20 protein-coding genes are annotated in these 19,313 nt (G+C 63.0%); 15 read left to right on the plus strand and 5 right to left on the minus strand.

What is annotated here, in order from left to right; genetic code table 11:
- The first annotated feature begins 42 nt into the window (after nt 1–42).
- The 8 genes from NR193_RS05475 (at nt 43) to NR193_RS05510 (ending at nt 9,333) form a co-directional block, all read left to right on the plus strand.
- Nucleotides 43–996, plus strand: coding sequence for an ABC transporter permease (locus NR193_RS05475; RefSeq protein WP_256750280.1), 954 nt, complete (start codon nt 43–45; stop codon nt 994–996).
- Nucleotides 993–1,871, plus strand: a complete 879-nt coding sequence (locus tag NR193_RS05480) for an ABC transporter permease (protein WP_256749859.1) — start codon at nt 993–995, stop codon at nt 1,869–1,871. The genes NR193_RS05475 and NR193_RS05480 overlap by 4 nt, the downstream gene beginning before the upstream one ends.
- The gene (locus NR193_RS05485) at nt 1,864–3,894 is read left to right on the plus strand and encodes an ABC transporter ATP-binding protein (RefSeq protein WP_256749860.1); all 2,031 of its coding nucleotides are present in this window, start codon (nt 1,864–1,866) and stop codon (nt 3,892–3,894) included. Before NR193_RS05480 ends, NR193_RS05485 begins: the two co-directional genes overlap by 8 nt.
- Before the next feature lie 119 nt (nt 3,895–4,013).
- Nucleotides 4,014–4,778, plus strand: a complete 765-nt coding sequence (locus NR193_RS05490; RefSeq protein WP_256749861.1) for an SDR family oxidoreductase — start codon at nt 4,014–4,016, stop codon at nt 4,776–4,778.
- Nucleotides 4,779–4,999: 221 nt separating this feature from the next.
- Nucleotides 5,000–5,206 (plus strand): hypothetical protein, encoded by a 207-nt coding sequence (locus NR193_RS05495; RefSeq protein ID WP_256749862.1) that lies wholly within the window; start codon nt 5,000–5,002, stop codon nt 5,204–5,206.
- Nucleotides 5,207–5,218: 12 nt separating this feature from the next.
- A complete protein-coding gene (locus tag NR193_RS05500) occupies nt 5,219–6,193 on the plus strand; it encodes an ABC transporter substrate-binding protein (protein ID WP_256749863.1) in 975 nt (324 codons plus the stop codon).
- Between the two features lie 75 nt (nt 6,194–6,268).
- Nucleotides 6,269–7,354, plus strand: coding sequence for a glycine betaine/L-proline ABC transporter ATP-binding protein (locus NR193_RS05505; RefSeq protein WP_256749864.1), 1,086 nt, complete (start codon nt 6,269–6,271; stop codon nt 7,352–7,354).
- Nucleotides 7,351–9,333, plus strand: coding sequence for a proline/glycine betaine ABC transporter permease (locus tag NR193_RS05510; RefSeq protein WP_256749865.1), 1,983 nt, complete (start codon nt 7,351–7,353; stop codon nt 9,331–9,333). Before NR193_RS05505 ends, NR193_RS05510 begins: the two co-directional genes overlap by 4 nt.
- A gap of 15 nt (nt 9,334–9,348) precedes the next feature.
- Here NR193_RS05510 and NR193_RS05515 read toward each other — a convergent pair whose 3' ends face one another.
- Nucleotides 9,349–10,707, minus strand: coding sequence for an NAD(P)-binding domain-containing protein (locus tag NR193_RS05515; RefSeq protein WP_256749866.1), 1,359 nt, complete (start codon nt 10,705–10,707; stop codon nt 9,349–9,351).
- A 258-nt stretch (nt 10,708–10,965) separates the two neighbouring features.
- Between NR193_RS05515 and NR193_RS05520 the strand changes: the two genes are divergently transcribed.
- Nucleotides 10,966–11,691, plus strand: coding sequence for an XRE family transcriptional regulator (locus NR193_RS05520; RefSeq protein WP_256749867.1), 726 nt, complete (start codon nt 10,966–10,968; stop codon nt 11,689–11,691).
- A 146-nt stretch (nt 11,692–11,837) separates the two neighbouring features.
- Here NR193_RS05520 and NR193_RS05525 read toward each other — a convergent pair whose 3' ends face one another.
- The 4 genes from NR193_RS05525 to NR193_RS05540 form a co-directional block, all read right to left on the minus strand.
- Complete coding sequence (locus NR193_RS05525; RefSeq protein WP_256749868.1) at nt 11,838–12,878, minus strand: DUF3445 domain-containing protein; 1,041 nt, start codon at nt 12,876–12,878, stop codon at nt 11,838–11,840.
- Nucleotides 12,879–12,968: 90 nt separating this feature from the next.
- Nucleotides 12,969–13,934: a PDR/VanB family oxidoreductase gene (locus tag NR193_RS05530; protein WP_256749869.1), complete on the minus strand. Its 966-nt coding sequence runs from the start codon at nt 13,932–13,934 to the stop codon at nt 12,969–12,971.
- Nucleotides 13,931–14,527 (minus strand): dimethylamine monooxygenase subunit DmmA family protein, encoded by a 597-nt coding sequence (locus tag NR193_RS05535; RefSeq protein WP_256749870.1) that lies wholly within the window; start codon nt 14,525–14,527, stop codon nt 13,931–13,933. The genes NR193_RS05530 and NR193_RS05535 overlap by 4 nt, the downstream gene beginning before the upstream one ends.
- A gap of 41 nt (nt 14,528–14,568) precedes the next feature.
- Nucleotides 14,569–15,702, minus strand: coding sequence for an aminomethyltransferase family protein (locus NR193_RS05540; protein ID WP_256749871.1), 1,134 nt, complete (start codon nt 15,700–15,702; stop codon nt 14,569–14,571).
- A gap of 285 nt (nt 15,703–15,987) precedes the next feature.
- Here NR193_RS05540 and NR193_RS05545 point away from each other — a divergent pair, with 285 nt between their 5' ends.
- Genes NR193_RS05545 through NR193_RS05570 form a run of 6 tightly spaced genes read left to right on the plus strand, consistent with a single transcriptional unit; the run spans nt 15,988 to nt 19,312 of the window.
- Nucleotides 15,988–16,275, plus strand: a complete 288-nt coding sequence (locus tag NR193_RS05545; protein WP_256749872.1) for a hypothetical protein — start codon at nt 15,988–15,990, stop codon at nt 16,273–16,275.
- Between the two features lie 12 nt (nt 16,276–16,287).
- A complete protein-coding gene (locus tag NR193_RS05550) occupies nt 16,288–16,665 on the plus strand; it encodes a hypothetical protein (RefSeq protein ID WP_256749873.1) in 378 nt (125 codons plus the stop codon).
- A 15-nt stretch (nt 16,666–16,680) separates the two neighbouring features.
- On the plus strand, nt 16,681–16,842 hold the full coding sequence (locus NR193_RS05555; RefSeq protein WP_256749874.1) for a hypothetical protein: 162 nt from the start codon (nt 16,681–16,683) through the stop codon (nt 16,840–16,842).
- A 14-nt stretch (nt 16,843–16,856) separates the two neighbouring features.
- The gene (locus NR193_RS05560; RefSeq protein ID WP_256749875.1) at nt 16,857–18,251 is read left to right on the plus strand and encodes an APC family permease; all 1,395 of its coding nucleotides are present in this window, start codon (nt 16,857–16,859) and stop codon (nt 18,249–18,251) included.
- 45 nt (nt 18,252–18,296) lie between these two features.
- Nucleotides 18,297–18,986, plus strand: a complete 690-nt coding sequence (locus NR193_RS05565; protein WP_256749876.1) for a hypothetical protein — start codon at nt 18,297–18,299, stop codon at nt 18,984–18,986.
- Nucleotides 18,983–19,312 carry a hypothetical protein gene (locus tag NR193_RS05570; protein WP_256749877.1) on the plus strand — a complete coding sequence of 110 codons (330 nt, stop codon included), beginning with the start codon at nt 18,983–18,985 and terminating at the stop codon, nt 19,310–19,312. The genes NR193_RS05565 and NR193_RS05570 overlap by 4 nt, the downstream gene beginning before the upstream one ends.
- Nucleotide 19,313 lies beyond the last annotated feature (1 nt).

Here is a 19,313-nt window from a genome sequence, read left to right on the forward strand (position 1 = left end):
CCAGCTCCCTCATGGGGGCTGGCTTCACAAGGAGTGTTAGCCATTCTCTCCTTCTTTGTCCGGCGTGTCTCTCTATCGCTCGTCACGCTGTTCCTGCTCAGCATCATGGTGTTCCTGGGCGGCCAGGTGCTGCCCGGCAATGTCGGTCGCGCCATATTGGGCCCGTTCGCCGACCAGCGCGCGGTCGAGGCGCTCAATCACACGCTCGGTGTCGATCGACCGCTGCTCACCCAATATGCGACCTGGATCTGGAATTTCGTCCGGGGCGACATGGGCACGTCCTATATCTTCCGCTCGCCGGTAGCGCCCTTCGTCATCGATGCGCTGGGCAATTCGATGAAGCTGGCGGCGGTCGCCTTCGTGCTTGTGGTGCCGATCGGCATCCTCGGCGGCGTCGTTGCCGCGCTCAATCTCAACCGGCCGCTCGACCGCATCATCAGCCTCGGCGGCCTGTCAGTGACGGTGTTGCCGGAGTTCGTCACCGGCATCATCCTGATCCTGATTTTCGGCGTCTGGCTGCGCTGGCTGCCGATATCAGCCGCATGGCCGCGTGATGCCGGCTTCTTCACCCAGTTGTACTACCTGATCCTGCCTTCGCTGCCGCTGTTCCTGGTGCTGTTCGGCTACATCGCCCGCATGGCACGCTCCGGCATGATCGAGGCGCTCGATTCCGACTACACGCGCACCGCCGTGCTCAAGGGCCTGCCGTGGCGCACGGTGATCTGGCGGCATGTGCTGCGCAACGCGCTGTTGCCGACCATCACCGTCATCGCGACGCAGACCGGCTATCTCATTGGCGGCCTCGTGGTGATCGAAACGCTGTTCCGTTACCAGGGCATCGGCTCACTGATCTTCACCGCGGCGCGCGGCAAGGATTTCCCGATGCTGGAATCGGGAATTCTCACCATAGGCATCGTCTATGCCGTGGCGACGCTTGCCGCCGACTTTCTCTATTCCATGCTCAATCCGCGCATCCGGCTGGGGTCAGATCAATGAGCGCCATCCCAACCAGCTCCCCGACACCCGACGATACGCGCCGGCGTGGCCCGCTGGCGGAGGTGCTGTTTTCGCTGCTGCGCTCCGGCACGTTCCTCACCGGTCTCGTCATCGTGCTGTTCTGGGTTGCCTGCGCGCTTTTCGGCGAACATTTCGCGCCCTATGATCCGCTTGCCGACGACATCATCAATGCGCTGGCCCCGCCTTCGGCCGAGCACTGGTTCGGCACCGACCAGATCGGCCGCGACGTCTTCTCGCGCGTCATCGTCGGCTCGCGCGACATCCTGACCGTCGCGCCGCTGGCGACCTTGCTGGCGACAGTGGCCGGCACGGCGCTCGGCCTCATCACCGGTTATTTTCGCGGCATCGTCGACGATGTCGTCAGCCGCATCCTCGAGGCCTTCATGGCGATCCCGGTGGTCATCGTCGCGCTGCTGGCGATCGTCGCGCTCGGCACCTCCAAGACGACCGTCATCGTCGTCATTGGTCTGAGCTTCGCGCCAATCATCGCGCGCACCGTGCGCTCCGCGGTGCTCGCCGAGCGCGAACTCGACTATGTCGCCGCCGCGCAGCTCAGGCACGAAAGCGCGCTGCATACAATGTTCGTCGAGATCCTGCCCAACGTCATCCCGCCGATCCTGGTCGAAACCACCGTGCGGCTCGGCTATGCCATTTTCGCGGTCGCCACGCTCTCCTTCATGGGCTTCGGCATTCAGCCGCCCTCGCCCGACTGGGGGCTCAGCATTTCCAGCAATTACGGCATGATCGGCGGCGGCTTCTGGTGGACGGTGCTGTTCGACGCGCTGGCCATCGCCTCGCTGGTGATCGGTGTCAATCTGGTGGCCGACGGCGTTCACGGAGCGCTCAATGACTAGATCCGCCAAAGCCGAAAACGCGCTCGAACTCACCGATCTGTCGGTTGCCTACCGTGTTGCCGGCCGCAACCGAGCGGTGCTGCGCAACCTCAGCCTCACCATCGGCCAAGGCGAAGCCTATGGGCTGGTCGGTGAATCCGGCTGCGGCAAATCCACCGTGGCGCTCACCGTGGTGCGCTATCTGCCGAGGAACGGCTCGATCACCGGCGGTGCGATCTCGCTCGACGGCCAGGACGTCATGAAGCTGGACGCCGAGGCGCTGAGGCGGGCGCGGGCCGAAAGCGTTTCCATGGTCTACCAGGATCCCGGCAAGGCGCTCAACCCGTCGATCCGCGTCGGCCGGCAACTGACCGAGATCTTCGAGCTCGGCAGCATAACGGGCAAGGCGGCCGAGGATCGCGCGATCGCCATGCTGAACCGGGTGCGTATCTCCGACCCGACAAGCGTCATGCAACGCTACCCGCACCAGCTTTCCGGCGGCATGCAGCAGCGCGTGGCGATTGCCATGGCACTCGCCAACGATCCGTCGATGCTGATCCTCGACGAGCCTACCACCGGCCTCGACGCGACGGTGGAGGCCGAAGTGCTCGACCTGATCGCGCAGCTCAGGCAGGAACTGTCGGCCTCGATCCTGTTCATCAGCCATAACCTCGCGGTCGTCGCCAACATGTGCGACCGCGTCGGCGTTCTCTATGCCGGCATGCTGGTGGAAGAAGGGCCGACGGATGTCGTGTTCAACGACCCGCGTCACCCTTACACGGTGGCGTTGCTGCGCTGCCTGCCGCGTGGCGGACAGCGCAAGGACCAGGGTCGCCTCGACACCATTCCGGGCTTCCTGCCCGGCATCGGCGCCGCCATCAAGGGCTGCGCCTTCGCCGACCGCTGCGCGCTCGCCGATGACCGCTGCCGCACCGAATTGCCGCCGCTCTACGATCTCGGTGGCAGGCTGTCGCGCTGTCACTATCACGAGAAGGCGCAAGCGCTGCCGCGCGCGACACCGAGCAATGTAGCGCCTGCGCCGAAGGCAACAGCGGCACCCGTCCTGCGCGTCGCCGGGTTGAACAAAACCTATGCCAGCCACGGCCACGCACTGCGTGCCGTCAAGGACGTGTCGCTCGATCTGAGGCCCGGCGAAACGCTCGGGCTGGTCGGCGAATCCGGCAGCGGCAAGACCACCTTCGCCAGGCTGCTGCTCGGCCTGGTGCCGCCGGACGAAGGCGGCACCATCGAGCTGGAAGGCAAGGCGCTGGCGCCGCGGCTGGCAAACCGCAGCGACGACCAGGTCAAAGCGATGCAGATCGTCTTCCAGAATCCGGACTCGGCGCTGAACCGCTCGCATTCGATCCGGCACCTGATCAGCCGCGCGCTGAAGCGGCTGGCGGGCTTGAGCGGCAAGGCACTGGAGGCTCGCCTCAACGACCTCGTCCGCTCGGTCCGGCTGACCGACCGGCATCTCGCCGTCAAGCCACGCCAGCTTTCGGGCGGCCTGAAGCAGCGCGTCGCCATCGCACGCGCCTTCGCCGGCGACCCGCGCATCGTCGTCTGCGACGAGCCGACGTCGGCGCTCGACGTGTCGGTGCAGGCGGCGATCCTCAACCTGCTCGCCGACCTGCAGTCGAAGGAAGATGTGAGCTACATCTTCATCTCGCACGATCTTGCCGTGGTCCGGTACCTCTCGGACAAGATCGCCGTGCTCTATCTCGGCCGCATCATGGAGCTCGGACCATCGGAAGACGTCTTTTCCGGTCCGCACCATCCCTATACGGAAGCGCTGCTGTCGGCCGTGCCCAAGCTCGATCAGACCGAGACGGCGCGCATTCGCCTCGACGGTGAAATCCCGAGCGCCACCAATCCGCCGTCGGGTTGCGTGTTCCACACACGCTGTCCGCGAAAGATCGGTGCGATCTGCGAACAGCAGGAGCCGCCGCTGAGCGAGGCGCAGCCTGGCCATTCGATCCGCTGCCACATCCCCTATGCGGAGTTGGCGAGGCTGCAGAAGGCGGTCGTGACCGAACCGGCATAGCGCGCATCGCTATCGAAGGCTCTTTCTGAGCACCAGCGGACTATCTGACCGCTTGCGCGCAGTGCGCTTGATCCAGGCACGGTTCAGCGCATACCCTCCCTGAGCCAAGGGAGGGCGTGATGGATCTTTTCAAGCTGGACGGCGATGTCGCGCTGGTCACCGGCGCCGGCAGCGGCATCGGCCAGGCAATCGCGATCGGACTGGCCGAGGCAGGCGCCGACGTCGCCTGTTTCGGCCATGCGTCGAAGGGTGGGCTGGACGAAACCGCGCACCGGATCACGGCACTCGGCCGCAAGGCGCTGGTGCTGACCGGCACGGTGACGTCGCAGAGCGATCTCACGGCGGCGATCGAGCGCGTCGAGGCCGAACTCGGTGCGCTGACCGTCGCCGTCAACAATGCCGGCATTGCCGGCTCGGAACCCGCCGAGACGCTGTCGCTGGAGAAATGGCAGAAGGTGCACGAGGTCAATGTCGCCGGCGTGTTCCTGTCCTGCCAGGCCGAAGCCCGCAAGATGCTGGCGCGACGCAAGGGCTCGATCATCAACATCGCCTCGATGTCGGGAACCATCGTCAATCGCGGGCTGACGCAGGCGCACTACAACTCCTCGAAAGCCGCCGTCATCCACATGTCGAAGAGCCTCGCCATGGAGTGGGCCGACCGCGGGCTGCGCGTCAATGTCGTCAGTCCGGGCTACACGCTGACGCCGATGAACAAGCGGCCGGAGGTGGCGGAAGAGGTGAAGATCTTCAAACGCGACACGCCGATGGGACGCATGGCGGCGCCGGAGGAGATGGTCGGGCCGACGGTGTTCCTGGCCAGCCGTGCATCGAGCTTCGTCACCGGCCTCGACCTGATCGTCGATGGCGGCTACGTCTGCTGGTAGGACGGAAGATCGAACGGCTGAGTGACAGCCGAGACTTCGCCTGCAGTCTGAAATTATTCATGTCGCGAGGCGTTAGTCGTTGCGTGGGATGAACCTTGGTATATATAATTTCATCCCATGAAAAGGTTTCGCAAGATGGGGCTTGCCGAGGCCGATAGCCGAAATCGTGGGACCTTCATGGCTCGCAAATTTCAGAGCGCCGCAGCGCCGGCGATCGATCCATGGATGACCGCTTCGGCAGCAATCCTTCGGCAGCCATGACGCGGCCCCTTCGGCACGACATCACCACCTTCGAATTGAGCACCATCGCGCCTGCACCGGCTCCAGCCGCTGCATGGCGACAACGTCCTTGCGCAACGACCAGCCTTTCCAACACAATCAAGAAAAGCCGCAAGAAGGGAACGAACGACAACTTTCACACAGCTTGAAGGAGAACAAGCATGTCATTTCGCAGCCAGATCTCGAAACTGTCGATGGGCGCCCTCGCGCTCGCGACGCTCAGCCTGCTGACACCGTCCGCCCACGCCGCCGCGCCCGAGTCCAACGACCCGATCAAGATCGCGCTGTTCGACTGGACCAGCGTCAACCTGAACGCCAAGATTCTCGGCGGCATCCTCGAAAAGCTCGGCTACACGGTGGAATATCCGACCGCCGACTACCTCTCCAGCCTGACCACGGGTCTCACCAATGGTGACCTCGATGTCGGGCTGGAATTCTGGGACACGACCGCAGGCGAAGCCATGAAGGCGTCGGACGCCACCGGGCAGACCGAACGGCTCGGCAAGCTCGGCCCGAAGGCCAAGGAAGAGTGGTGGTTCCCCGAATACATGAAGGAGAAGTGCCCCACCTTGCCGGACTGGCATGCCCTGCTCGACCCGGCATGCGCGGCGTCGTTCTCAACGGCGGAAACCGCCCCGAAGGGACGCTATCTCGGCGGCCCCGTGACCTGGGAAGGCTTCGACGACGAGCGCGTCGCGGCGCTCAAGCTGCCGTTCACCGTCATCCATGCCGGCACCGATGCGGCGATGTTCGCCGAACTGGATTCTGCCTATCAGCGCAAGGCGCCGATCATGCTGTGGATCTATTCGCCACACTGGGCGCCGGCCAAGTACAAGGGCGAATGGGTGCAATTCCCCGAATACACGCCCGAGTGCTACAACGACCCGAAATGGGGCACGAACCCCGACGCCAAATATGACTGCGGCAAGCCGCATGGCGAGATCTGGAAATACTCCTGGTCCGGCATGAAGGACAAATGGCCGGTCGCCTACAAGGTCGCGAAGAATTTCACGATCGACACCGACGAGCTCAACAAGATGAGCGGTGAGATCGACCTCGACGGCAAGACACCGGAAGATGTCGCCGCCGCCTGGATCGCCGCTCACGAGGCCGACTGGAAAGCCTGGGCGCAGTAATAGACCGACTGGAAAATGAGACCTGGCTGTTGACCAGCCGGGTCTCAATTGCTGGTGTTCCAGAAGGACGATTGGATGGCGGACAGGACTGAACAGGGCGCGGACGCAGCGGGCACGCCAAAGGATGCCCGTCCAATAAAACTTGCCTGCCGCAATGTCTGGAAGCTGTTCGGATCGAACGCGGCCAATTTCATCCGCGAGCGCGACGGCAAGGCCAGCATGGCGGATGTCACTGCTGCCGGACTGGTCGGCGCCGTGCGCGCCGTCGATCTCGAGATCCGCCAGGGCGAGATTTTCATCATCATGGGCCTATCGGGGTCCGGCAAATCGACGCTGGTGCGTTGCATGTCGCGGCTGGTCGAGCCGACGCATGGCAAGGTCGAATTCGAAGGCAAGGACCTGCTGAAGATTTCCGATGCCGCGCTGATCGAATTGCGACGTCACCGCATGGGCATGGTGTTCCAGAATTTTGCCCTGCTGCCGCATCTCAACGTGCTGGAGAACATCGCCTTCCCGCTCAGCATCCAGGGGCAGAACAGGCCGACACGCGAGGCACGGGCCCGCGAGGTCATCGAGCTCGTCGGCCTGCGCGGCCGCGAGCATTTCTATCCGCGCGAGCTTTCCGGCGGCCAGCAGCAGCGTGTCGGCATCGCCCGCAGCCTGGCGACAAAACCGGAGATCTGGTTCCTCGACGAGCCGTTCTCGGCGCTCGACCCGCTGATCCGCCGCGAGATGCAGGACGAACTGATGCGGCTGCAAACGATGCTGCACAAGACCATCGTCTTCATCACCCATGATTTCGACGAGGCGATCCGGCTGGCCGACCGTATCGCCATCATGAAGGATGGCGAGGTCATCCAGATCGGTACGCCGGAGGAACTGGTGGTCAATCCGGCGACCGACTATGTCGCCGAATTCACCCGCGACGTCGACCGAGCCAAGGTGATCTCGGCGCGCGGCCTGATGCGTGCCTGCGATGGCAGCGAACATGGCGGCACGGTGGCGCCGGATGCAAAGATCGCCAGCTTCTCGGCCAGCATCGTTGCGGCCGGCAAACCCTTCGCGGTGATCAACGGCACCGGCAAGCCGATCGGCGAGGTGACGCCGCAAGCGGTGATCGATCTGCTGGCCGGCATCGAGCGTTCGGGAACCGGCGCATGACGGTGACGGCAAGTGCCAGCGAGGCAAGGGGGCGCCCGGTTCAGGTCTGGCTTCTGGTCTGGGCCTCGGCACTTGCCATCGTGCTTGTCACGTTCCTGCTGCAAGACAGTCTGCCCTGGGCCGTCAATTATCCCGACAGCGCCGTCGTGCCGGTCGCCGACTGGGTCAGCGCACTGATGCGCTGGATCAAGTCGAACCTGTCCTGGCTGACGCGCTCGATCACCGCGGTGCTCGGCGTGCCGCTCGACTTCGCGCTCAATCTCTTGGCCAAGAATTTCAAGTTCGGCCATGGCGCCGATACCGTCATCCTGCCTCGGCTGTCCTGGGTCGGTGTGTGCGCTGCCGCGTTCCTCGCCGGGCATGCCGTTGGCGGCCGGAAGCTCGGCATGCTGGTCGGCGGCTGCTTCCTCTACATTGCCCTGTTCGGCCAATGGACCAGCGCCATGCTGACGCTGGCGCTGATTTCCATCGCCGTGCCGTTCTGCATCGTAACCGGGCTGTTCGCCGGTATCTGGGCCTGGCGCAAGCCGTGGGCGGAGAGGCTCATCATCTCCCCAGCGCTTGATCTGATGCAGACGATCCCAACCTTCGCCTACCTCATCCCGATGCTGCTTCTGTTTGGCAACAGCCCGGTTTCGGCGATGATCGCGACCGCGATCTTCGCCACGCCGCCGATGGTGCGGGCGACGATGCTGGGGCTGTCGCGCGTCCCTTCGGAAATCGACGACTTCAGCGAGATGGCCGGCTGCACGGCGCGGCAGAAACTGTGGCGGGTGCTGCTGCCTTCGGCGCGGCCGACGCTGATGGTCGGCGTCAACCAGGTGATCATGCTGGCGCTCAACATGGTGATCATCGCCTCGATGATCGGCGCCGGCGGCCTTGGCTACGATGTGCTTCTGGCGCTGCGGGCACTGAAGGTCGGCGAGGCGATGGAGGCCGGGCTCGCCATTGTGGCGCTGGCCATCGCGCTCGACCGGCTGAGCCAGGCCATCGCGCACAACAACGCGAAGGGCCATGTCCATCAAGAGACCAGCCCGGTGTTCTGGCGGCGTTACCCCAATCTCTCTCTGGCTATCGCGATCCTTGTCGTGACAACACTGCTCGGCCTGTTCGTACCAGCCTTCGCGGCGGTGCCGAAGGCGATCACCTTCACCACCGCGCCGCTGTGGAAAGCGGCGGTGAACTGGGTGACGATCAATTTCTTCGACGTAATCGAGGCCTTCCGCGTGGCGCTGATCCTCAACGTGCTCAATCCGGTGCGTGCCTTCTGCGAAGGGTTCCCATGGCTGGGCGCGGTATTCCTGCTCGGCCTTGCCGGCTATCAGCTCAGCGGCCTGCGCCTGGCCGCCCTGGTCGCCGTACTGACCGCCTTCTGCGCGGTGACCGGCCTATGGGAAAAAACCATGGCGACGGTCTATCTCTGCGGCATCTCGGCCTTCATCGCCTGCCTGATCGGCATTCCGATCGGGCTGATGGCCTCGCGCAGCGACCGGTTCGAGAAGATCGTCACCCCTGTTATCGACACGCTGCAGGTGCTGCCGTCGTTCTGCTTCATCATTCCGGTGGTGATGCTGTTCCGCGTCGGCGACGTCACCGCGATGATCGCCACCGTCGCCTTCGCCGTTGTGCCGGCCATCCGCTATACCAATCACGGCATCAGGCAGGTGCCGCCGGCGCTGATCGAGGCAGCCAAGGTTTCCGGCTGCACGCCGCGTCAAACCTTCTTCCGTGTGCAATTGCCGCTGGCGCTGCCGGAGATCATGCTGGGCGTCAACCAGACGATCCTGATGGCGCTGGCGATGATCATCATCTGCGCCATGGTCGGCACGCGCGACCTCGGCCAGGAGGTGTTCATCGCGCTGTCCAAGGCCGATTCCGGCCGTGGCATCGTCGCCGGCCTCGCCATCGCCTTCATCGGGATCGTCGCCGACCGGCTCTTCAACGCCTGGACGGCGAAAGCACGGGCAAGATTGGGGTAGTCCGAGGCGCGACGGCTATTCCGCCGCCACCCCTTTGACCTCGAGATAGCTCTCCATCGAGTCATCCAGCGCCTGCAGCCAGGGCGTATGGTGCAGCGGCGCCATGGTGCCGGTCATCAGCGAACGGTAGGCATGGTCGCGGAAGCTCATAATGTCTTCGCCCTTGTGGTGCTCCCACTCCATGAAGGTCCGGTTGACCGCCTCGACGTCGAAGCCGGGATAATCGGTCTGGTCCATCAATTCCCTGGTGTAGTCGCCCTGGAACCAGATCATCTGCTCGGCGTCCTCCAGCGTTTCCTCGCGCGCGCGCCACTTGGCGCCGTGCTCGGCCATAGCCTTGGCGGAGGGTAGCTTGATGCGGCCCATGATGACGTCGCGCGCGTACCAGGCTTGCGCGTCGAACATGTTGAAGGTGTAGAACTGGTCCTGCATGCCGATATAGAACAGCTTCGGATTCTTCTCCCAGACGACGCCCTCATAGAGGTCCAGCGGCCACATGCGGTTGGCGGTCTTGAGTTTCAGATCGTCGGTGAGGAAGGGGAAGGAATGCAGGTAGCCGGTGCACAGGATGATGGCGTCGACATCCTTGGTGGTACCGTCCTTGAAGTGGGCCGTCTTGCCGACGACCTTCTGCAGCAGCGGTACTTCCTTCCAATTCTCCGGCCATTTGAAGCCCATCGGCTTGGAGCGGTAGCTGGAGGTGATCGATTTGGCGCCGTATTTGTAGCATTGCGAACCGATGTCCTCGGCCGAATAGGAGCGGCCGATGATCAATATGTCCTTGCCCTTGAACTCCATGGCGTCGCGGAAGTCGTGGCTGTGCAGGATGCGGCCGTTGAAGGTCGAAAAACCTTCGAAATAGGGAACGTTGGGCACCGAGAAATGCCCGGAAGCGACGACGACATTGTCGAACTCTTCCGAATAGGTGACGTCGTTGGTGCGGTCATGCGCGGTGACAGTGAATTTCTTCGTCTCGTCCGAAAACGTCACCATGCGCACCGGACTGTTGAAGCGCACCCATTTGCGCACGCCCGACTTTTCGACGCGGCCCTTGATGTAATCCCACAGCACGGCGCGTGGCGGATAGGAACCGATCGGCCGGCCGAAATGCTCCTCGAAAGTGTAGTCGGCGAATTCCAGGCATTCCTTTGGCCCGTTCGACCAGAGGTAGCGGTACATCGAGCCGTGCACCGGGTCGCCATGCTCGTCGAGGCCGGTGCGCCAGGTGTAGTTCCACAGGCCGCCCCAATCGGACTGCTTTTCGAAGCAGACGATCTCGGGAATCTCGGCGCCCTTGTCCGCCGCCGACTTGAAGGCTCGCAGCTGGGCAAGGCCGGACGGTCCGGCCCCAATGACGGCAACGCGACTTTTCATTGCAGGCCTCCCGGTCTGATTTCCCTAACGAAACAAATTTCACTCACAGGACAGTAATTGGCCCTTGCGTGCTGTCAACAGCCTGCGTGCTGAAACAGCGTTCCGCCAGGGCGGATTTGCCGCAGAAATCGAACGCGCTCAAACGCTGGATCACGAGCATGCGCCCCCAATTGGCTTGCCGTCGCGGTTGCGCTCCTGTATCGGCACCGAATATGTTCACCTCGGGTGAAATAAATCTTCAAAGTCCGGGGTGGCGACATGGCAAAAAAGACTTCCGATCCCAAGGCTGGTGCCAACCCTGCCGGTGCAAAGGCAAAGCCGCTGCCAAAGGTCTCGGCGGACGGCAAGACCATCCGGGCACCCCTGACGCAGAACCCGCACGCCATCCGCGACACCCGCGAGAAAGTGCTTGAGGTGGCGATCGGCCGCGAGGTGCGGGCGTTCCGCAAGAAGCTCGGTATCACCGTCGCTGATCTGGCGGTCGCGACCGACATTTCGCTGGGCATGCTGTCGAAGATCGAGAACGGCATCACCTCGCCGTCGCTGACCACCTTGCAGGCGCTGTCGCGGGCGCTCGGCGTTCCGGTCACCGCCTTCTTCCGCCGCTTCGAGGAGGAACGGAGCGCCGTCTTCGTCAAGGCCGGCGAAGGTCTCGATGTCGAGCGTCGCGGCACGCGCGCCGGCCACCAGTACAATCTGCTCGGCCATATCGGCTCGAACACCAGCGGCGTCGTCGTCGAGCCCTATCTGATCACCCTGACCGAGGATTCCGATGTGTTCCCGACCTTCCAGCACGAGGGCATGGAATTCCTCTACATGCTGGAGGGCGAGGTTGTTTACCGGCACGGCAGCAACCTCTACCCGATGAAGCCCGGTGACAGCCTGTTCTTCGACGCCGATGCGCCGCATGGGCCCGAGCAACTGACACGACTGCCGATGCGCTATCTCTCGATCATCTGCTATCCGCAGAACAGCGCGGGGTGAGAAAACTCTCGAATGTCGGCGCCGCCCCTCATCCGCCTGCCGGCACCTTCTCCCCGTTAAGGACGGGGAGAAGGGACGAACTCCAGCGCTGGCGATCCCCTCTCCCCGTTAAGGGTGAAGGTCAGCGCAAACATCACAGATGAAACTCAATCCGGCCCGAAACCCGGCGACGTCGGGCTGCCATCATCCAGCTTCGACAGCCACTCGACCAGTGTCGGGCGGTAGCGCGTCAGACCCTTGTAGTTGGCGAGTTCGTCAGGCAGGTCGCGGATGACGCGGTGCAGGCGCCTCGCCCATTTCGGCTGCGTCACCAGTTCGTCCATCTTGATCAGGTAGCAGCGGATCGGGAAGACGATGCCATTCGAGCGCGGCAGCCGCCAGAAACTCTGCAGCTCGACACGCAGATGCACCTTGTCGCCGACGTTCTCCGGTGTGACCGTCGTCCGGTCCGGGCCCCATTTGTGATAATTTTCCGGGCTCGTATCGAGGCGAGGATTGATGGTCATCGTCCAGTTCAGGCGCCGCGCCGGCTTGCCTTGCTGGATGTTGGTGAGGAACTTCAGCGCGCGGGTGAAAATCCCCTTCTCATGCGCCAGCGGCACCGGCGCGTGCCACTCGAAGAAGTTCATGCCGATGTCGAAATCGAGCGACCAGTCGGCCTGCGTGGTGACCATGCCGGCATCCATCCACAGATTGCCGTCGCGCTGGTCGAGGATGCAGAAATCGCCCTGGCTTTGCCGGGTGATATACTCCATCGGCCCGTAGGGCAGCGTCGAGGTGTCTCCGAAGGTGAAGGTGTCGTCGATGCCGAGCGGCCGGTTGATCCAGCGCCAGCGGTCGCCGTCGCGGGAGAGCGTGAAATGCTCGGGATAGCCCAGCGCCTGCTGCTCCATCAGAAGCTCCAGCAGGTCCCAGCCGGCCAGCGTCATGTGCGGCAACGACTGGCAGCGCAGCGGATCCTCGGCGAGCACCAGAGCCCGGTCCTGCATCTCGGCGACATAGTGCTCGTCGACGTCGATCAAGTTTTCCAGCACGCTGCCCTTCGGCCCGACGACATGCGGCTCGATGTTGACCGCATACATGTAGGCATCTTCGTGGAAGGGGAACGGAAACCGCCTGATATGCTCCGGGCTGTTCTTGAAGCTGAAATCGTCGCGGAACGTTTCCTTGCGAAAGGTGATGCCCATGATTTCCTCCTAGAGCGGGATGCCCGCTCTATCTCTTTGTTTAGCCGCATTTCTGCGACGCCAAGTGTATCCACTTGGCTGCAAAATGCTCTACCGCTCCAGCACCAGCGACCGGCCCTCGAAGCGCGACACGCACGGCATGATCTTGCAGCCGGAGCGGTGGTCTTCCTCGCTCAGCCAGTGGTCGTTGTGGATGAACTTGCCGTCATAGGAGACGACATTGGTTTCGCACTGGCCGCAGACGCCGCCACGGCAGAGGTAGGGCGGATCGACGCCGGCCGCCTCGATCGCTTCCAGGAGGCTCTGCTGCTCGTCGACCCTGATCGTCTTGCCGCTGACGGCAAGCGTCACATCGAAGGGCAGCCCGGGCTGGGGTGCCGCGAAATGCTCGAAATGCACGGTCTCCGCCGGCCAGCCCAGCGCGGCGGCGCGGTCGCGCACCCAGCCAATCATTCCTGAGGGGCCGCAAACATAGAGATGCGTGCCGAGCGGTTGTGTCGACAGCAGCCGGTCGAGTTCGATGCGCTCGTCGCGGTCGTCATGGTAGAGCCTGATGCGGCGGTCGTAGCGCTCCCGAAGCACATCGGCATAGGTGCCGAGCGAAGCGGTGCGGCAGGTGTAGTGCAGTTCGAAATTGCCGCCTTCCGCCGCCAGTTGCGCGGTCTGCGCCATGAACGGCGTGATGCCGATGCCGCCCGCCAGCATCAAATGTTTTTTGGCACGCAGGTCGAGCGAGAACAGGTTGACCGGATAGCTGATGACCATCTCCAGGCCGGGCCTGACGCTCCTGTGCATGAACAGCGAGCCGCCGCGGCCGACATCGTCGCGCCGCACCGAGATCGTGTATTCGCGCGTGTCGAGCGGCGAGCCCATCAGCGAATAGGGATTGAGCCGGGTGCGCCCGCCATCGCGCATCTCGACCACGACATGGGCGCCGCCGGAAAAGGTCGGCAAGAGCTGCCCGTCGCGCCTGCGGAAGTGGAAGCGGGTGACCAGCTCGTTGACCGGGACGACGTCGCTGACGACGACATCGAGCTTGGTGGTGCCGGTGCTCATCGGAAGATCTCCTCCATCGGAGGGATTTCGCTGCGATCCTCGGCGTTGATGCACACACCCTGGAAGGCCGCGATGCGCCGGGAATAGTGATCGCGCACCAGAAGCAGCAGGCCGCAATGTGCGCAGGTCGCCGGCTGCGTCGTCACATTCTCGGTGATGCCCTTGCAGTGGACGCATTGCATGCGGCGCGCCAGCGAGCCGCGATGCTCGGTCTGGATCGAGGTGTGGTCGATGCCGGCTTCGAGTGCCACCTGCATGGCCTGGCCGATCAGGCCTTCGGTGCCGGCAAGATAGAGACGCAAGCCCATGTGCGCGTTGGCCAGCGTTTGTCTCAACCGGGGCAACAGGCTGGCGAAGGACGGCGCCTGATGAAACTGTGCCGGCTTCAGCGCTTCGAGGGCGGCGACGTGCTTGCCATCAGGCCCTGGAATGAAGTCTATTTCGGCGCCGTCGAAAAACCCGGCGGGGGCTCTCCCGGCCATGTCCGATATAGCGAGCGCACCCTCGGCATCGGCGATGAAAAGATGGTGCTTGCCGGGTTGCGGAGACAAGGTTCCGTAAACGGGCCGGCTGATGATGCTTTTGGCTGCCATTTAAGTCTTCGTGCCTCGAACCCCTCGCTGTCGACTACGCCTCAACCTTTCGCCGTGCGCTTGGTCTTCTTGGGATCATCGAAGGGAAGCGGCTGCGCCGTCGCCTTGATGGCGCCGCTCCTGTTGCGGATTTCCAGCTTGGTGTCCTTGACCGCGCAGTCGACATCGAGGCGGGCGATGCCCATCGATTTCTTGACCAGCGGCGAATACATGGCGCAGGTCACCACACCGACCTTCTTGCCGTCGCTATAGACCGGCGCGCCCTCGTCGGCCGGCTCCTTGCCATCGAGCAGGACGCCATAGATCTTGAAGCGCTCCTTGCCTTTCAGGCGGTAATGCTCCTCGGCGCCGCGGAAGCCGGTCTTGCCGGGGCTGACGGTGAAGTCGAGGCCGAGTTCCCACAGCGTGTCGCCGGGGCCTTCGTTCTCGAACGGGTACTTCTGCGAATTGTCGTAGGGGTAGAACAAGAGGTAGCTTTCGACGCGCAGCATATCGAGCGTGGTGAAGCGGCACGGGATGATGCCGGCACTCTTGCCCTCGTCGAGGATCCGGTCCCAGATCGTGCCTGCATCCTGGCCGCGGCAGAAGATCTCGTAGCCGCGTTCCCCGGTGTAGCCGGTGCGCGAGATCATCACGGGCAGGCCGAACAGCTGCGTCTGCATGTGATGGAAATAGTTGAGATCGCGAATGCCCGGCACATGCTTGGCCAGATAGTCGACTGATGTCGGACCCTGCAGCGACAAATCATGCAGGTTGTCGTCGAAGCGCAGCGACACATCACGGCCCATGGCCGCGCGCTGCAGTTCCTCATGGCCGGTGCCCGAACCGTGCACGACCATCCAGGCGTTCGGGCCGGTGCGGTAGAGGATGCAGTCGTCGGTGAATTTTCCCGCCTCGTTCAGCATGCAGGCATAGGCCGACTTGCCCGGATAGATCTTCTCCACGTCGCGCGTGGTGGCCAGGTCGATGAGATGCGAGGCGTGCGGCCCGGTGATGTGGACCTTCTTCAGGCCCGACACATCCATCAGCCCGGCCTTGGTGCGGATGGCGATGTATTCCTCGTCGGCATCCTTGTCATAGGTCCAGGCGGTGCCCATGCCGCTCCAGTCTTCGAGCTTCGAACCAAGCGCGCGATGGCGATCCGCCAGGGTCGAAAATCTCCAGGATGCCGTCATCCGCTCGTCCTCCGTCCGAAAATCCTGCTGTTCCCTGCTCCTTTGCACACAGGCCGGAGCTTTGGTCGAATATTGATCGTAAACGCAGGAGGCCTGCAATCCCCTGCAAGCAAATAATTTCATTGTCAGGCAAAATCGACCGCCGAACCAAACGGTTAACTTAACGTAAATTCGCCTTGACAATTGCCGAATTCGGTCTGAATTTATGAAAAAAATTTCACTCTCTTGAAAGAGGGCGGCGGACGGTGGATTCGGAACCGGGCGTCGACAAAAAGGGGAAAACCGATGTCAGACCTGCAGCAGCGCATCGAAGCGCTGTACCGTTCCGACCTGCGCGGATCCGCGCTGCTGATCATCTGCCTGTGGGCGACGATCCTCTTCGTTCTGCTGATGACCTGGCCATACATACCCGACGCCGGGATCAAGCTTGTGGTGGCGATCGCCGCCGCCGCGGTGCTGATCTTCAACACGGCCGCCATCCTGGCGATGGTCAAGCACTACAAGGAAGACAAGGAGTTCATCTACGGCCTCGACATCAAGAACGCCGACGCCTTCCGCAACCGCAAGTCCTGAGGGGTAGAAAGCATGTCCCGCTACACGCCGCCTGAGCAGAGCAAGGCCGGGCAGATCTTCGATATCGTCGTCGTGGTCGTCGCTATATTCGTGGCGCTGTGGCTGCCGCTGAAGCTGGGTCTAGCCGGAGCTGCGAAGTCCATCGACGTACTCGACGCGAAGACCTGGGAAGCGCTTGGCCAGAACCCGACCATGGCCTCGATCTGGGAAAGACTCGGCTACACGCCGGAAACGGCGCACGACATCATCCAGAACCGTTTCCACTACGTGATCGACTGGCCGACGCTGATCATCATGGCCGCGGTGCTGATCGGCTATTTCGTCTTCCTGTTCCGCGCATCCGACCGCGAATATCGCGACGTCATCAACGAAAAGTTCGACGACAAGTAATCCGGGGGACGCATCATGTGGGTGGCACTCTCTTACGCTTGCTGGGGCATATCGATCGTGCTCGCGCTGTGGATGCTCTACGACTGGTTCAAGGTGGATACCACCTACGCCGAGGATGTCCTGACTTCCTCGCGCGAAGGCGAGCTTGAAGCCGTTTCCGAAAAACACCGGATCTGAGTGGGGATTGAACAATGACGATCACTCTTGAACCGACAATCCACGGAGACAGGGTTTCACTGCTGCGCGTGCTTGGCCCAGCCCATGTCTGGGCGCTCGGCGTCGGCATCGTCCTGGTCGGCGAGTTCACCGGCTGGAACTTTGCCGCCGACAAGGGCGGCGCTCTGGCGGCGCTGATCGTCTGCTGGATCGTCGGGCTGCTCTATACCTCGGTCGCCATGATCGATTCCGAGGTGACATCGACCGTCGCCGCCGCCGGCGGCCAGTACGCGCAGGCCAAGCACATCGTCGGACCGCTGATGGCTTTCAACGTCGCGCTGTTCCTGGTCTTCGCCTACACCATGCTCGAAGTGTCCGATGCCATCCTGCTCGGCGACACCATCGTCGCCAAGGCCGGCGTCGAAGGGCTCACCCACAATTCCTTCATCGCCGCCACAATCGTGGTGCTGGCGTGGCTCAACTATCGCGGCGTGCTGATGACGCTCAACGTCAATTTCGTCATCACCGCGATCGCCTATATCTCGATCGTCATCCTGTTCTTCTCGGTCAGCCCGTGGACGCAGGGCGCGGTGCTGAAGCTCAATGAACTGGTCACTCCCGACAACGCCCTGCCCTATGGCTGGATCGGCGTCATCGCCGCCTTCCAGTTCGGCATCTGGTATTATCTCGGCATCGAAGGCACCACGCAGGCCGCCGAGGAAGTGCGCTCGCCGGCGCGCTCCCTGCCCTACGGCACCATGGCCGGCATGATCACGCTTTTGATCGCCGCCGCCATGACCTGGTATGTCTGCGCCTCGCTGATGCCATGGGAATATCTTGGCATCACCTACTATCCGCTGTGGGACGCGGGCAAGCTGACCGGCAGCCCGCTGCTCGAGAACCTTTTGTTCATCGCCACGCTGCTGGCAGCGCTTGCATCGGCCAATGGCTGCATCAACGACGCGGCGCGGGCCTGGTTCTCGCTCGGCCGCGACCGCTATCTGCCGAGCTGGTTCTCGGCGGTGCACCCGAAATATCGCACGCCCTATCGGTCGATCCTGTTCCTTTTGCCGATCGCGCTTGCGTTCGCCTTCATCGCCGACCTCAATCAGGCGATCACCTTCTCGATCCTGTCGGGCGTGCTGCAGTATACGTTCATGAGCATCAACATCGTCATGTTCAGGAAGAAGTGGCCGCTCGGCTCGATCCGCCGCGGCTACACGCACCCCTTCCATCCGCTGCCGGCGATCGTGCTGTTCTGCCTGTGCGTGGTGACCTTCTTCGCGATCTTCCTCGGCTTCGGTTCGCAGCTGATCGCCATGGTCGCCTTCTACTTCCTGATTTCGCTGTGGTTCCATTTCTACCGCTACAAATTCGTGCGGCGCGGCGACCAGTTCACCATGCCGTGGCCGAAGCCGCAGGGCTATTGATGGGAGAAGGCCCGTCCGGATCCTGGGCGGGCCTGGCATGACGAAATGTCCGAAGTGACGTCAGCACTGCTTGCCGGAGCAATTGTCCTGGCTCTCGTCCTTCACCTTGCCTGGTTGGCGCGCGCCAGCCGCAACAAGGCGTCAGTGGCGCTCGCCGTCGAGCAAGCCAACATCCGCACTGTCATTGCCGACGCAGCCAATGTCTCGGACGGCACAGCCGGTGTCATCACCTGGGAAGGATCATGGAACGGCTGGCGCGTCCAGATCCGCACCATCGTCGACACGCTGGCGACGAGAAAACTTCCGGCGCGCTGGCTGAGCGTCTCGATCACCGAAAAGGTGGCGGTGCCAGGCACGTTCGACATGATGATGCGGCCGGGGTCGCCGACGACCTTCTCCAATTTCCATCATCTCGATCATTCACTGCCGAAGAGTTCGGCATTGCCGGCGGAGGCCGTGGTGCGGACGGATCGCAAAGGCGTTCGCTTCCCACAGGAGATCATCGCCGATCACCTAGGGGTCTTTTGCGAAGGGCGCGCCAAGGAACTGCTGATCACCCCGAACGGAGTGCGCATCGTCTGGCTGCTGGCGGAGGCCGAACGCGCGCGCTACGGCGTCTTCCGGCAAGCCGAATTTGGCGACGCCACGCTGGACCCGGCGCTGATCGAGAGACTGCTGGAATCAGCGTCGACGCTTCGCGACGCCATCAACAGAAACGAACGGCAAGCCGCATGACCAACTCCACCGCCCAGCCCGCCCCGGCAAATCCGTATGTCGTCCTCGGCGCCGCGATTGTCTTGCCCGCTAGCGGACACGTCATTCTCGGCGTGCCGGTGCGAGGCTTGCAGTTTCTTTTCTTCATGGTGATCCTGGCATGGGTGACGGCCAAGATCGCCCCGCCGGACGCCAGCTTCGTCGGCCGCCATGCGGGTGGCTTCCTGGTCTATGCGCTGTCGGTCCTCGATGCCTACAAGTTGGCCCGCATCCGCCATGCCCAATGGGTTCACAATGCCCGCCGGGACAGCGATAGTGGTCACGGCGGCATTGCGCCGCACACGTAAC

Source organism: Mesorhizobium sp. Mes31 (genome assembly GCF_024519675.1).
Taxonomy (GTDB): domain Bacteria; phylum Pseudomonadota; class Alphaproteobacteria; order Rhizobiales; family Rhizobiaceae; genus Mesorhizobium.

Bases quoted from the DNA above. Each gene is read 5' to 3' on its own strand.
- NR193_RS05500 (WP_256749863.1), top strand. From the start codon at position 5,219: ATGTCATTTCGCAGCCAGATCTCGAAACTGTCGATGGGCGCCCTCGCG.
- NR193_RS05560 (WP_256749875.1), top strand. From the start codon at position 16,857: ATGACGATCACTCTTGAACCGACAATCCACGGAGACAGGGTTTCACTG.
- NR193_RS05525 (WP_256749868.1), bottom strand. From the start codon at position 12,878: ATGGGCATCACCTTTCGCAAGGAAACGTTCCGCGACGATTTCAGCTTC.
- NR193_RS05520 (WP_256749867.1), top strand. From the start codon at position 10,966: ATGGCAAAAAAGACTTCCGATCCCAAGGCTGGTGCCAACCCTGCCGGT.
- NR193_RS05550 (WP_256749873.1), top strand. From the start codon at position 16,288: ATGTCCCGCTACACGCCGCCTGAGCAGAGCAAGGCCGGGCAGATCTTC.
- NR193_RS05565 (WP_256749876.1), top strand. From the start codon at position 18,297: ATGTCCGAAGTGACGTCAGCACTGCTTGCCGGAGCAATTGTCCTGGCT.
- NR193_RS05505 (WP_256749864.1), top strand. From the start codon at position 6,269: ATGGCGGACAGGACTGAACAGGGCGCGGACGCAGCGGGCACGCCAAAG.
- NR193_RS05555 (WP_256749874.1), top strand. From the start codon at position 16,681: ATGTGGGTGGCACTCTCTTACGCTTGCTGGGGCATATCGATCGTGCTC.
- NR193_RS05510 (WP_256749865.1), top strand. From the start codon at position 7,351: ATGACGGTGACGGCAAGTGCCAGCGAGGCAAGGGGGCGCCCGGTTCAG.
- NR193_RS05540 (WP_256749871.1), bottom strand. From the start codon at position 15,702: ATGACGGCATCCTGGAGATTTTCGACCCTGGCGGATCGCCATCGCGCG.
- NR193_RS05570 (WP_256749877.1), top strand. From the start codon at position 18,983: ATGACCAACTCCACCGCCCAGCCCGCCCCGGCAAATCCGTATGTCGTC.
- NR193_RS05485 (WP_256749860.1), top strand. From the start codon at position 1,864: ATGACTAGATCCGCCAAAGCCGAAAACGCGCTCGAACTCACCGATCTG.
- NR193_RS05545 (WP_256749872.1), top strand. From the start codon at position 15,988: ATGTCAGACCTGCAGCAGCGCATCGAAGCGCTGTACCGTTCCGACCTG.
- NR193_RS05515 (WP_256749866.1), bottom strand. From the start codon at position 10,707: ATGAAAAGTCGCGTTGCCGTCATTGGGGCCGGACCGTCCGGCCTTGCC.
- NR193_RS05530 (WP_256749869.1), bottom strand. From the start codon at position 13,934: ATGAGCACCGGCACCACCAAGCTCGATGTCGTCGTCAGCGACGTCGTC.
- NR193_RS05480 (WP_256749859.1), top strand. From the start codon at position 993: ATGAGCGCCATCCCAACCAGCTCCCCGACACCCGACGATACGCGCCGG.
- NR193_RS05535 (WP_256749870.1), bottom strand. From the start codon at position 14,527: ATGGCAGCCAAAAGCATCATCAGCCGGCCCGTTTACGGAACCTTGTCT.
- NR193_RS05490 (WP_256749861.1), top strand. From the start codon at position 4,014: ATGGATCTTTTCAAGCTGGACGGCGATGTCGCGCTGGTCACCGGCGCC.
- NR193_RS05495 (WP_256749862.1), top strand. From the start codon at position 5,000: ATGGATGACCGCTTCGGCAGCAATCCTTCGGCAGCCATGACGCGGCCC.